The 14,419-nt window shown below is 37.0% G+C and carries 9 protein-coding genes; 3 read left to right on the top strand and 6 right to left on the bottom strand.

The window, feature by feature from the left end:
- Positions 1-353: 353 nt before the first annotated feature.
- On the bottom strand, positions 354-4,427 hold the full coding sequence (locus tag ACRD64_RS16580; protein ID WP_430934572.1) for a hybrid sensor histidine kinase/response regulator transcription factor: 4,074 nt from the start codon (positions 4,425-4,427) through the stop codon (positions 354-356).
- 335 nt (positions 4,428-4,762) lie between these two features.
- Between ACRD64_RS16580 and ACRD64_RS16575 the strand changes: the two genes are divergently transcribed.
- Complete coding sequence (locus ACRD64_RS16575) at positions 4,763-5,413, top strand: T9SS type A sorting domain-containing protein (RefSeq protein ID WP_430934571.1); 651 nt, start codon at positions 4,763-4,765, stop codon at positions 5,411-5,413.
- 279 nt (positions 5,414-5,692) lie between these two features.
- The gene (locus ACRD64_RS16570; RefSeq protein WP_430934570.1) at positions 5,693-8,872 is read left to right on the top strand and encodes a T9SS type A sorting domain-containing protein; all 3,180 of its coding nucleotides are present in this window, start codon (positions 5,693-5,695) and stop codon (positions 8,870-8,872) included.
- Positions 8,873-9,069: 197 nt separating this feature from the next.
- Here the strand turns inward: ACRD64_RS16570 and ACRD64_RS16565 are convergent, their stop codons facing one another.
- From ACRD64_RS16565 to ACRD64_RS16550, 4 genes are all read right to left on the bottom strand, one after another.
- Positions 9,070-9,657 (bottom strand): pseudouridine synthase, encoded by a 588-nt coding sequence (locus ACRD64_RS16565; RefSeq protein ID WP_430934569.1) that lies wholly within the window; start codon positions 9,655-9,657, stop codon positions 9,070-9,072.
- 95 nt (positions 9,658-9,752) lie between these two features.
- Positions 9,753-10,295, bottom strand: a complete 543-nt coding sequence (locus tag ACRD64_RS16560; protein ID WP_430934568.1) for an REP-associated tyrosine transposase — start codon at positions 10,293-10,295, stop codon at positions 9,753-9,755.
- A gap of 398 nt (positions 10,296-10,693) precedes the next feature.
- A complete protein-coding gene (locus ACRD64_RS16555; protein ID WP_430934567.1) occupies positions 10,694-11,821 on the bottom strand; it encodes a T9SS type A sorting domain-containing protein in 1,128 nt (375 codons plus the stop codon).
- Positions 11,822-11,869: 48 nt separating this feature from the next.
- Positions 11,870-12,694, bottom strand: a complete 825-nt coding sequence (locus ACRD64_RS16550) for a hypothetical protein (protein WP_430934566.1) — start codon at positions 12,692-12,694, stop codon at positions 11,870-11,872.
- A 762-nt stretch (positions 12,695-13,456) separates the two neighbouring features.
- Here ACRD64_RS16550 and ACRD64_RS16545 point away from each other — a divergent pair.
- Positions 13,457-13,654 carry an NUDIX domain-containing protein gene (locus ACRD64_RS16545; RefSeq protein ID WP_430934565.1) on the top strand — a complete coding sequence of 66 codons (198 nt, stop codon included), beginning with the start codon at positions 13,457-13,459 and terminating at the stop codon, positions 13,652-13,654.
- Positions 13,655-13,671: 17 nt separating this feature from the next.
- On the opposite strand, the gene ACRD64_RS16540 is transcribed toward ACRD64_RS16545, so the two are convergent.
- Positions 13,672-14,419 (bottom strand): transposase (locus tag ACRD64_RS16540; protein ID WP_430934564.1); only part of this gene is annotated, 748 nt, incomplete at its 5' end.

Below are 14,419 nucleotides of genomic sequence, written 5' to 3'. Positions count from 1 at the left end.
ACTATTCTTTTAGAACTTTGGTTTAAAATTATTTTTTAAGCCCGGTAGATTCAGGTTACTCATGATAAATATAGGGTACGTATTCCGAAATGGACAAGCAGAAAATAAAGTATTGTGGTGGAGTTATTTTAATATATATAAGACGCTTATATACAGCAAATTATACACAGTCATATTTTACACCAGAAAAGTTCAACATAAATACCCCCTAAGTTTAAACATTTTAACTATGTTACAATAAACTATATATATTGAAAATACGTAATGTATGGAAAGCCTGGTTCCCAAAAAAAGGGAACGTAGGCTGAACTCTGTCCTGTGACTTTGTTTACGATTTTAAAATGATTTGTTTTCTAGGTTATTTTATCTGAAGTATGCTTATTTTTATATTCCGAAGGTAAACATCCTGTTTCAGCTGTAAAACATTCTCTAAAGTACCTCAAATCGTTAAAACCAACATCATAAGTTACTTCGGCCACTGACAAATCTCCGTGCAACAACAACTGACAAGCTCTTTTAATTCGTATAGATCGTATAAATTTCTTCGCTTTTTGTCCGGTAAGTGCATCTAATTTATTATTTAGTTTCACTTGCGAAAAACCGCAATGCTGTGCCATTTGTTGAACTGTAAGCTCTGGGTTGGAAATATTATCTTCAATAAACTTCAGCAAATCATTTAAAAATTCCTCATCCTTATTGGTTGGGCTGATCTCGGATGGTTGAACATTAATTTTATTATGGAATTTATTTCTTAATGCCTGACGGTTCTTTAAAAGAGATACTATTTGTGCCCCAAGCAAATTGATATTAAACGGTTTGTGTATATAAATATCTGCCCCTACCTTTAATCCTTTCATATGATCTTCTTCTGTGGCATGGGCCGTTAACATGACTATGGGAATATGAGAGGTTTCTACCGAATTCTTTAGTTTATCGGTCATTTCAATACCATCCATTATCGGCATGGATACATCCGTAATAATAATATCGGGTGATATATCGTGGCATTTTTGAATACCCTCTGAACCATTATAAGCTACATGCACATTATAGTTATTGCTCAGCGCATCGCTTAACACCGAACACAAGTCTTTGTTATCTTCAACTATTAATATAGAAGGCAGTTGATCATTATGTACCTTGTCGTTATCGTTAAAACCATAGGTATTTTCTTCCAATAGTAAATCGGATGTAACAGGTATGAGTTTATCGTTGGCTATTAAGTCTTCTGAAATAAGCGAGGATTTACCAAATACATTCTTGTTTTTCGGTATTTTGATAAAGAAAACAGTTCCTTCGTTCTGCTTACTTTTAAACTCTATTTTACCCTTCATCAATTCAATCAAGCTTTTGGTATATGCCAAACCAATACCTGTTCCGCTTGCCAATTTTGTTGAGTTGGCACGGTAATACCTATTAAAAACATCTTGTTGTGCTCCTTGTGGAATACCTTCTCCGTTATCAGAAACTATTATGGTTACGTACTCGCTAGCATCGTCTATTAATTCTAAATTAATTTCCCCTTCTTCGGGCGTATATTTAAAAGCATTTGACAAAACATTGTAAAGCACCTTTTCGAGTTTATCATAATCTACCCAAAGTTTTTCAATAGTCCCATGCGCAATAAAGTTAAATTTAATATCCTTTTGTTGCGCAATAGGGGTAAATGAATCGTAAACACTGGTAAGAAAGTCTTTTATAGCCCCTTCCCTCACATTTAACTTTAGCATTCCCAGCTCAATTTTCCTGAACTCCATTAATTGGTTAATCAAACGTAAAAGTAACTTGGCATTACGCATCATTACTCCATGATATTTTTTCAGCTTATCGCCAGAAGGGACATTCTCTTTGCTTAGCAACTGCTCTAAAGGGTTAATAATTAAACTTAGCGGCGTTTTAAATTCGTGAGATATATTCATGAAGAACTGAATTTTCATTTGATTCAGTTCTTTTTCTTTCTTCTTCTCTAACTCAGCAATGGATAGTTCATGCTTCCTTTCAATCCGAATGATTGAAAACTTCCTGAAAAACAGCAATAAAAATATGAAAGCCACAGCATAAACGGCAAACATAAAATTTGTTAGTAAAAACGGTGGTTGTATAGTAACATTCAACGCTTTAACCTCATCACTCCAAACTCCATCTCCATTCGCAGCCATCAATTTTAAAGTATAATCACCTGGTTTCAGGTTGGTGTATTTAGCCTGCTCTCCCGATTTAGCTTCTATCCACTTGGTATCGAAACCTTCCAACATATATTTACATTCATTTTTGCCTGGTTCAGCATAATGCAAGGATGCAAACTGAACAGAAAAACTATTGCTTTTATATTTTATATTGATATGATTAGTAACATTAATATCCTCTTTTAGTATAACACTATTCCCTACCGTATCACCCACATTAATTTCATTGTTTAAAATCATAAGTCTTGTAAACACGGGGATTGCGTTAGTCCAATCTGTTTTGATTTCCATTGGATAAAAGGCATTCACTCCGTTCACACCGCCAAAAAGTAACATTCCATCCTTTAATCTGATTCCAGCTATATCGCTAAATTCATAGTCCTGAAGCCCGTTTTCAACATCATAATTCTTTACTTCTTTGGTAGCTGGATTTAATTTAGAAATACCTCTATTAGATGATATCCAGAGATTACCTGCATCATCTTCAACAACCGACCTAATCAGGTTATTAATTAAACCTGTTTTAGTATTATACCTTTCAAACTCAACATTTCCTTGATTATCAAACTTCACTAATCGGTTAAGTCCTTCGCCCATTGTTCCTATCCAGATTTCATCATTCCTGGTTTTTATAATGGGTAAAATATAATTATGACTAATGCTTTTGGGGTCGTTGGGGCTGTGTTTAATTTTAATGAACGATGGCTCATCCTTTATTTGTTCTTTTAACGTTAAAACATTAAGACCATTATCTGCTCCTATCCACAACCTGCCTTCCGCATCAATACATGAGCTACGTATAATATTGGATGAAATTGACTTTGGATTTTCACTTAATTTAAAGGATTTCAAAGGGATCTTACCTGAGGGGTCAAACCTATAAAGTCCACCTCCGTATGTACCTACCCAAACTAATCCATTGTTATCCTGAATAATGGTAAAAACGTTGGATTTTATTTCTGGCAATTCAATTTCATTTCCTGCAATAATGGTCAGCGATTTATAATACTCACCTCCTGCAATAACAGACCGTTTACCATCTACTGAAGTTATTTCAGCCATACATATTACACTGGTGTTTATATTAAAGGTATCTTTTAACAGATTATTTTCCTGTATCCAATCTTTATTCCAAACAAATATGGTTCCCTTATGATCTCCTAAATATATTTTGCTGTCAGAAGCTTGAAAAACACACCTAATCTTATTCATAACACCATCCTTGTGTGGCAAATAGTGTCGAAACTTCTCTCCTTTGGGATTCAATTTTTTCACACCGTCCCCATAGGTACCTACATATAATATACCTGTTTTATCGACAAATAAACTCCTAACATCTATATTGGATAAACCAAGTTTCCTTTTCTCCGCAGCAAACCTTCTGTCAACGACAAATTGTTTCTGTGAATTATTATATTTAAATTTATAAAGTCCCTTCTGAGTACCTACCCAGCAGTTACCTTCATAATCAACAATTACTCTTCTAATTATGGTATTCCAAAAATCAAGATGATATTTTTGAACTCCCAGAATGTATTTTCCTTTCGTTTGGCCAATTCTTTTGTGTGAAGCCAACAAGTATGTACCGGAATACTCCGCAATATCCATAAAATTCTGTTGTTCACGGTCTCTTAAAGCAATCAGTTTATCATTTTCAATATATCCCAAAAAGGTGTGACCCAAAAGCCATAACCTATTACTTTCGTCAATTCTAAACTTAGTGGCAGAAAAATTTCTATCCGTATTAATTTCAATATCAGAAACAACAGTTTTACCATCGATATGCTCTATTTTACCAGGTCCATGTTCGGTTACATACCACACAACACCACTCGAATCAGATATTATATCATAAACTGCATTTTCGGTTAAAGCAGCAGAACTATTGTCCTTTTTTAAATTCTCTTCGACTTTTCCGGTTTTTAGATTTAATCGGGAAATTCCATTATCCATGGTTGCTATCCAAAGATTTTTATTTTTATCCTCCACTATTTGGGTTACAATTCCACTGGCCAATCCATTTTTACTTTTGTAATATTTTTTAAAGGTCTTTCCATCAAAACGGTTTATTCCGTCATGGGTGCCGAACCACATAAAACCGTGAGAATCTTGCATTATAGTGGTTACATCATTTTGCGAAAGACCTTCCTGGGTTGTGATAACATCAACACTGTAATATTGCGCCTTTAAAAAAGTAACCAATAAAAAAAAGATAGCAGAAAAGGTAATACGCAGCTTCATAGAATACAGTTTATTGTAGAATTCGAACACTTATCCTCACAAGATAAAAAAAGTGCTTAAAAATACCTCGATTAACATGATTATATGGGTGGTATTTTTTCATTATAGCTTTTCTAACTCATATTTTACCCCCCTTTCGAGCTCATAAAAACCTAGAATTCTGCCTCCATACTATTTAATATTAAAATTTTTCTCCCCTAATTACAATAAAACCAACCCTGTTAAAATCAATTAAATCTTGCCAATTTTAATCTCATTATTAAACCATTAAGGCTTTATACATTTATTTGAAGCCTGATATTAAAATCTATTTATTAACTTAAATTATTAATCTTATGAAAAAGATTTACTTAATGATTGCATTTGCTCTTATATGCGTTACTTCATTTGCTCAAGTTATTGAAGCAGAAGGAAAACCTCAATCAGGAAACTATGTTTGGGGATTATCTGCGGCTGCTGGTTCATCTATAACTGTTACAGGATCAGGTTTTGCAGTAGGTGATATAGTAGATGGAAACTTAACTTTGTGGTCAGGATGGTCGAAAGGATCCACTATTTATGGTACTGGTTCCATGACTGCTGATGCAGACGGAAATATTTCCGGAACTATAGATATTGATGCTAATACCCCTGTTGGCCCTGCAATGACCGGTGGTAATGGATACATGATTCAACTACATAGAAATGAAGGCATAGAAGGTGAAGACAATTTATTTGCTTCCGGTGTTACTTTCGTTAATCTTGTTGTTGAAATTACTACAGCAACTGACATCAATTCTCCTGCAATAGCTGGTTCAATTTACGTTTCAGGAAACACCTTATATATTAAAGATGCCACGGAAAATGCTTATGCTGTTTATAACCTAAGCGGTACTGTTGTACAAGCAGGTTTAATTCAAGGAACATCAGCTCAGATACCTTTAGCATTAAACAAAGGTATTTATATTGTAAAAGTGGGTAAATCATCTACTAAAATTGTATTGTAGTTTTTGACGTTATATAAGTTTTAAAATCCTATGCCTACAAAATTCCAACACTATAGGCATGGGATTTTTTTAAGCATAAAAATCTGTAAACATCACCTAACTTCAAATAGAGGTACGGGACAGAATTTTCTTTTCACCCCTAAATCCCCAAAAGGGGACTTTTTAAATCTTCTTTTAGCAAGCCTCCGGCAATTGCCGGATTGGTGTAAACGTAAAAAGAAAATTTTGTTATTCACCTTTAATAGCATAAGTAGCAGATTGACAGAAAACAACATAGATATGAAGAATAATTATGCACTGATAGTATTAATAGCTTGTTTAATATTCCCAATAAATGTAGCGCAAAGTCAAACCAATTCAGACGAAACAGCACATTACGGCATGGATGTTTCCGGTGTTTGGAGACAGGTAGCTCCTGGAATGGCAGGAAGTAACAGGGCTATTTATACCGATGCGGTTGACCCCTTAAAATTATGGACTGCTCCTGATATGGGTAACGATTATATATCCACCGATGGTGGTTTACACTGGGAAAGCACTGTTCCGTATAACGGCGTATGGACACAACGAAATACGCTGAGCGACGAATGCGTGGTGAGCGACCCTAAGAATAATGATATTGTTTTAAGCTTAAACAAGAAAGACATTTTCCTGAGTACTGATGGAGGACGAAATTTTGATAAAATAAGCTCCTATGCTTCGGGGCAGGAACCCAATTCTGTTTGGTATACTGCCTTCGCCCACCCTACCGATGAGGGCACCTGGTATCTGGCCAATGGGCTCGACAATAAGTATTATCGCACAGGTGTTAATCCAAATCCTGTTACAAGTATTGATGTTAACGCACCTAAAGTCTGGAAAATCACGAATATTACACGTGACACCCGCACTATTGAAGCTATATCCGGAACTGGAATGGAGGCCACAACAGCTGTGTTTGATGTTTTCTGTCATCCTAATACCAACACATACCCCAATATGTTATTTGCTGCTACATCATCGGGTGTTTACCGTAAAGATAATGCCAGCACTGCCTGGACCAAGATTTTAGAAGGCTGCTCAAAAGCCGATTACCAATGGAGCAATGGTACATTAACCGTTTATGCCTTGCAACAAATTGAATACGAAGTATACGGTAGCATATTAACATCTAAAGGAGGTATTTATAAAACTACAACACCTGAAACTACATCTGCTTCATTAGGTTGGACTAATAAAACCAGCAAATTATACTTGGACTTAACACAGTTGGATATCAATAAAACCTATTTTAAATACATGCTCGAAAAATGGTTTGGATATACTAACGATGAAGAAAATTCAGTAAACATCCCTAACTCATTTTTGCAAGATTTTTCTAATATACTTTGCGATCCAACAGATGCCAACAAGGCCTATTTATCCGTTTGGGGAGGTACCATCACAAAACCAACTGTCAGTTGCGTTTGGAGCACCAATAATGGTGGAGACAAATGGTTTCCTGCCTTTAGAATTGGAACAGGTTACTCAAAAGATTCATATTGGTCAACTAATCACCCCAATCGAAACAACAGAAACGTAGAACTGGGGGTAGCCGATCATAAATTACCCGAATTTGTCAGCTACGAAAACCGGGGAGTTCGTTCCATGGCTATAGCTGCGGATGGCACTGTATATGTTTCTGCTGTTAAAGGTTACCATACCTATAAATACGATGCCGAAAATGATGAGTGGACCAGTGTAGACAATACGCAAGTGGATGATGTATTCTACGGACATGGCAACAACGACACAGGAGCCTATGGGGTAGTAGCTGACATTCATCATCCCGGCGAAATGTTTGTGATGCAATATGAAGCTTCGGCTTTTAAATCAACTTCACAGGTGCATCCTAATTTTCCTGGTATTGTAGGTCTTAAACGCATTCCTGCATTGATTGATATTGGTCCCACATGGGCACCTGGTCAGCCTTTAAATACGCCTATTACCATGGCTTGTCACCCTACCGATCCTGAGGTGTTTTATTATATGTCGCAACGTACAGGTGAGATTAGAAAATGTACACGCACCAGCGATACACATACCACCATGGGCGAACCCATTGAAGTTCCGAATACTTTAAACGTAGCGGACATGAAATGTATTTACTGGAGCGATTTACGGATTGCTAGCGATGGGAAAACCATGTATGCTATTGCCGAGGTGATAGACACGGATAACCGCCCCATGGGACAAACCAAGATTTACGATCCCGAGGACCAAAAAGGTATTTATAAATCTACCAACGAAGGCACCACCTGGACTTGTATGAACAGTGGTTTGCCCCTGACAGCCGGAGGCAGAAACACCTCAGGTACCCTTATTGGTACCAACAGTGCTTGCGTAAAAGCCTTGGTTATGGACCCAGGTAACGAAACATGTTTATATGCTGCCGTTAAACGATATCGTGCCCCTGCAGGAACTTCAGGATATGTAGATGGTGGTTTATACCGATCTGAGGATGGAAGTAGTAACTGGTCAAAAATAACCATTCCTGCTAATATCAAATCTGTGTGGGATGTTCAGTTGCACTTAACAGATAGTGAACCCACAAAAATTTATATTGCAGCAGGTGGCGAAGGTTCAGTTGCAGATTGGGGCGAAGGTGGTGTTTGGGTTGCGGACTATAAATCCAATGGTGATTACCAAATATCGGATTGGAAAAAAATATTCGACCATCCTTTTACCTCTCTTGTTAGAACGAGCCCTAACGATGAGAATATTTTATTGGTGGCTACCCGTGAAACATCGAGCAATAATAAAGAAGATGCCGGAACCTTTTATACTTTAACCGGTGGCGGGTTAGACTACAAAAACACCTGGACAAAGATGAACGAAGGCAGGGGCAGTATGATGTTAGGTGATATTACTTTTGATACCGGAAACCCCAACAGGGTTTGGTGTGCGGTTGAATCATCGGGCGTTTACACTGCTTTATTACAATCCTCGGAGATTGGCACAATTGATAGTATTTCGATTACTAGCTCAAATGTAGAAATGAAGGTAAACGAAAAACTACAATTAGAAACAAATGTATTTCCTTTAGGAATTACACCAGTAACGGCAATCTGGGAATCTTTGGATGAAGAATTTGCTACAGTTTCTGAAACAGGAGAAGTTACAGCTATTGAAGCCGGAGAAGCAAGAATTGTGGTTTCTGCACTGGGTAAATCAGATACTATTACGATAACGATTAGCTCTGATATTTCAGTAAGAAAAACCAAAATGGACCCATCACAAATCTACCCCAATCCGGTAAGTAACGGGAAGATTTATGTAAAAAAAATGAAACCAAACGAAACCTATACCATCAGCGATACATTGGGCAAAATAATTTCGACCGGTAACCTACTCAATAGTTCCATTGATGTTAGTGATTTACAAAAGGGGTTGTATTTTATCGTAATTGGAAACCACATTGGCAGGTTTATTAAAATTTAATACAATATGAGATGATATTTAGCGCGGATTTGTAATCCGCGCTTTTTTAATACCATTTCTCTACCGAATTATAAATCTTAATACACACAGCAAAGAGCACATCCTTTTAGTATTCTAGCTCTTTTATTTTATTATAGCCCGCTTATTGCACTATGTATGGTTATAACCTAAAACAATTAATAACAACTTTTATAGGATTATTCAGTCATAGTTTTAATCTCATCCACTTCAATAACGCTGCCTGTGGATAGGTTGTTCAGTTTTATATCACCTATACGCACCCTGATTAACCTTAACGTAGGGAAACCAACCACAGCGGTCATTTTACGTACTTGCCTGAACTTCCCTTCCGTTATGGTTATTGAAGCCCAACTGGTTGGCCCATGTCTTTCGCTTCTTATTTTCTTTCCCGATGGCTCTATGTTAGGGGCGCAATCCAAACGTGTTACGGAGCATGGTAAGGTGGTGTACTTTTTTCCTTGTATACCAATTTCTACACCACGTTCTAATTGCTTAACAGCCTCATCCGTTAGCAATCCATCCAACTGTGCAAAGTACTCCTTTTCTACCCTTTTACTTCTCACCTGTTCACTAACTTTACCATCGGTTGTAAGTAATAATAGACCCTCAGAGTTTTCATCCAGACGTCCAATGGACATGGTGTTCTCGGGAAAATCAAAAAGCTCTCCTAATAACTTCTTATTCTTCAACTTTTTTTGGTTACTCACAAACTGCGATAGAAATCCTGACGGTTTATGTATAATAAAATGACGATGTTTTTCCATTAAAATCAAATAACGCTGTAATTTGCCAGCAATGTAGTAATTATTGAAATAGGCCATTAAATACCTCTGGCGCGCTTTTGCAAAGCGTGCCTATCTTATATTTGAACTAAACTTAATACCCCTTTGCCGCCTGCATAATCAATAGCTGAAGAATATTTATAATCTTCTGGTTTTATGACGATCTCTTCTTCTACAGGGTTTTTATGAACATAATCTAATCGTTGTGTTAACATTTCAGTTGTTGCCAATTCAACAGGATGAAAACCATCTTTCCATATCTTAAAATTAGCACCTCTTTTTATTCGGTTTGCGGCATAACTAAACTTGTTCAAAAGCCACTCTCTTCTACTTTCGGGATGTTCTTTAATTGCAGCCAGCAGTTCTTTAGATGTATATTTCTTAAAATCACGGATAATATCTTCTAGATTTGAACCTGAAGAACTTACAATAAGGTGAATGTGGCTAGTCATTATAACATAAGCATGAACTTTCAAATCTTTTTTATTCTGACAATATTCTAAAGACTCTACCAAAATATGTTTATATATTGGTCGGGTAAACAAATCAACCCAATCTATAATTGTAGCTGTAACAAAATGTAAGGCTTCCTGATTACGAACTTTATACTTTGATGACATAGAGCTCTCGATTTAGTTTTACAATAAACCAAATATATCAAAAACAGTTAAATTTTGGTTTGAAAAACCTTATAGACAATGGGCACGCTTTACAAAAGCGCGCCAGTGTGCATAGAATGCGCTAGTGGTACTCCCTTACCTCCTGCATTATCCCCTCAACTATCGCAAGTTTGCTACTTGTGACATAAAATGTAACAACCCACAAGTCACAGACTTGCGGTAGAATACATAGTCCCCTCATTATTAGGCTATGCAAAACTCATTAAAAAGTTCTTTCAGTTTTAGACCTAATCTTTGTCTTACCCGACAGGTTTTCTTTTACTATAAGATTATTACTTCATTCGGCATAGTCCTAGCGCGCTTTTGCAAAGCGTGCCTATCTTACATTTGAACTACTCTTAGTTACGTACCGATATAACTGTTCTACTTGAGCCTTCTAAGTCTTTTAAATGAGCGATATAATTACCTGGTTTCAATTGATTTAGAAATATGGTATTTGTTCCAATATTTACCTTATTTGCTTGAATAATTCTTCCATCCATCGAAATAATTTTAAGTACGCCAGTTTTCCGGGCCTCAATATTAAATTCACCTTTTACAGGGTTGGGATAGACTTTCAAAGTCCGTGCTTTAATCCCTTTGCCTATACTTGTGTCTTCAACTGTACCACTAATCACATCATCCATACAGGTAGTTGTTTCTGTTACATCCGATGCTTTAAACTCTGCTTCGTCAGCCGATAAACCTTTATAAAAGACAAATTTATCAATCTGAATATTTTCCGACCTACCACAAACCTTTAGGGTATAATCTCCGGTCGCAGCAAAATCGGCCACCAGGGAGGATGAGCTGTGGTTAATATCCAGTTGCCCGTTCATGGTAAATACCGTTTTGCTTCTGCCCACAAATTTTTGATACGAGGTAAGCTTATCACTTCCCGAATATCCTAAATCTCCATCTATGTAAATCCATATATCGTTCGATAAATCTCCTTCTGCTTCATCAGGTTGACGCATAAACCATTTAACGGTATAACGACCCGGATTATTAATCGTAAAAGTGTAAGAAATTTCATTTGCCAGGTTTTGTGAATTATAACTATTCGCTCCCGTATAAGTTATGTACTTACCTCCCGAGGCATAGTTATCGCCACTCACCACTTGCCAACTTCCTTTTAAATCAAAGCGTTCGGCTTCAAACACCAGTAAACCATCTTTTTCAACTAAATCACAATCCTCTGAGCAAGTTTCGCATTTGCTAACACTTACCACCTTCACTTCAATTTGATCAATTATTTCATCTATACCTGCCCTTACTGATATGGTAGCGGTACCTGGAGTAACTCCAACCAATTTACCGGCAGGAGAAACATAAGCTACCTCAGCATTGCTCGTAGTCCAGCTCATAAAATCGTCCCATGGTTCCTCTGGTACTGTTGAAAAACTTAACTGATATCTTCGTTGTGGAAATATAGTAACGCTTTCCTTCGTAATATCTATCGCTTCTGTAAGTTCATCGCCAGGCAATAAAATACCATAACCAAAAAAATCATCCAGAGCAGAAGGACTTGCATTTTAATTGTTTTTTAATAGATAATACACCATGCCGGCATCCGACACATCGTATTTACCATGTTTATGGTCTTGCATTCTTTCGTACAACCATACCATATTAAGATCGCGATGGGCTTTAAAATTTCTCCAAGGGTAGGCATTCTGATTGGAGCACAGCCCCTGATAACCTATATCACAAGTGTTCTGGTCTTTTATCAACTTATAGTTTAATCTGTTACCACTACGTTCAATACATTGTGTCATGGTATGCTCTGTAGGTCTCCTCAGGTGATTATCGTTGTAATTACTATGAGATATCACGTAAACATGAGATAATGATTCTATTCCACCATCATCAATAACAGCTTTAACGGCCTGATAGAAAAATTCTGATGGTCCCATATGAATAAAGTACAAAGGATCAGCAGCTGTTGATTTTTGCAGCTCAGTCTTTAAACTGGCAATGGCCTCTGTTTTATGCGTGCCTACATCAAAAAATACATCCAGGTCATACTTAAAACGATTAGCCGCATCTTCGGCATTCACCTTCATATAGTTTTTCTCCGTTGAATGAGCAGGAGAAGGCATAAAGTTATTGTAAGAAAAATGTACCAATTTATCCTGCAGCTTAGCTTTAGCCAATATAGCTAATGACATGGGTGTTGCTCCCCAATCATCCGGATCGGCAGTGTTATACGTTCCGGTATATTCCAGGTCGGGTTGATTGTTTCCGTCGGCACTACAAGCTATGCGGTTATTTTTGTAGCCTAATGCCTGGGCATATATGGATGATTGAATGCAGATATTGACAACCACCAATAGAAATAATATTTTTAGTACTTTCATTATAATTTAGATTTTCAAGGGTATGTATATGAAAATCTAAATTATGCCAGAAAACTAAACATCATAGGGGGTTATTTTATATTTAAACGGTGATGTTTAAATAACTTTTATTATACGAACGTTAAATATACTTTCGTATTCAACGTTATGATTACTCATCAGCAGCGTATTAAGCGCTAACTTCATGGTTAAAATGATATTACCTCCAGAGAATTGTGTATAATGGTTTTTTATACACCGTCGTCCTCGCCACATACCTTTCGTTAAAAAAATCGCTAATAAATCTCTCAATAATGGGATGTTGCCTTATCCCATCTTCATTTTTGGCATCGCCCCAAAAACGAAGCAAAAAACTCTAGCCGAGAAGAATGCCAACGCTCTCTTCCCAATAGCTTATAATTCTGAAGAAGTAAGTGTTTTTCAAATACAAGGACAAGCCCCTTCCTGGAATTATAAAACCATTGGTAATTCACACCCTCAATGGCCTTCTACTCCTCGACAGGCCAACCCACTTTGATTTACAGCTCAAAAAACATTTTTCTTCTTCAGTTTAAAATATTACCACTTTACACCCCTTCTTCAATTATTCAAAACAAGTTAGAGAACTTAGGAGTGTGATTTATAACGCAGATTTGTAATCCATGCCTTCAAAAGCTTTTTGCCTGATTACAAAAGCCAATCAACATAACAAGATCCACAACCTTTAGTATTGAAGCTATTGTTATATATTTGCTATCTCTTTTATCCTTATAACAAACATGAATGCCAGTAAGTATTAAAAAAATGATAACCGTAACTGCAGCTATAATAATTAATTCTGGTAAAATTTTAATCACCAGAAGGGCGCCCGGCAAGCACCTCAGCGGTTACTGGGAGTTTCCTGGTGGTAAAATAGATAACGGCAGTCTGTCTAAAAACTATCTACAAAATAAAATTTGTTGTGTATTAAGCCCTTTTTAAGCTGTTGTTTGGGTTTATTATGCTGCCTGAAAATAGCGATAATAATTTATTTTGATAAACAAATGCTCAAAATTGTTTAGAATGGCATTGTAAAGGCTGTTTTTAAAGGTAAAAATGGGGGCAGTACCTTTTAGGTACTCCATTAACCGGGCTTTTCCAACAATGTTAATGATCCTGCGAAAGTTATAGGCATTCATGATCAGACCAAAATCGGCTTCGGCGCGTTGAATGTATTTCTTTGTCATGATGTAGCTAAAACCCCACTGCCTTTTTATGGTTCCATAGGGGTGTTCTACAATGGACTGCCGTCGTTTGTACTGCTTTTCGTTTTGCTCAACCCTTGCCTTGTTATTTTCTATATTCTCGGTGTATTCGCTTCGTCTTACCTGTTTGCCATTGACCTCCGACCTTGTGCAGAGTGGCCTTTTTTCGCATGTTTTGCATTGTGAGGTGGTGTAATTTTTAAACCTGTACGAGACTTCTCCTAATTTGTTTTTGGCGTTTAACCAGTTGCCTTTGGTGCTGAGCACGTGCCCCTGTGGGCAGGTATAGGTATCGTTTTCTTTGTTATAAGTAAAATGCTTTACGTCGTAATCGGGATGGGGAGCATGCGATGCACCCGAAAGCGGGGGAATGGCCACCAATGCGTTTATTTGCAACGAATCGGCTACGGCCATTTCGCTTCCGGTGTGGTAACCTTTGTCGTAAAGAGCGGTAAAGTTATTGTGCCCCAGGATGGATTTGGCACGTTGGAGCATATTGCCC

It is taken from the genome of Saccharicrinis sp. 156, from assembly GCF_050589685.1.
Taxonomy (GTDB): Bacteria; Bacteroidota; Bacteroidia; order Bacteroidales; family Marinilabiliaceae; genus Saccharicrinis.
The sequence above is the reverse complement of the archived record's forward strand: the minus strand, read 5'-3'. Positions and strand labels throughout refer to the sequence as shown.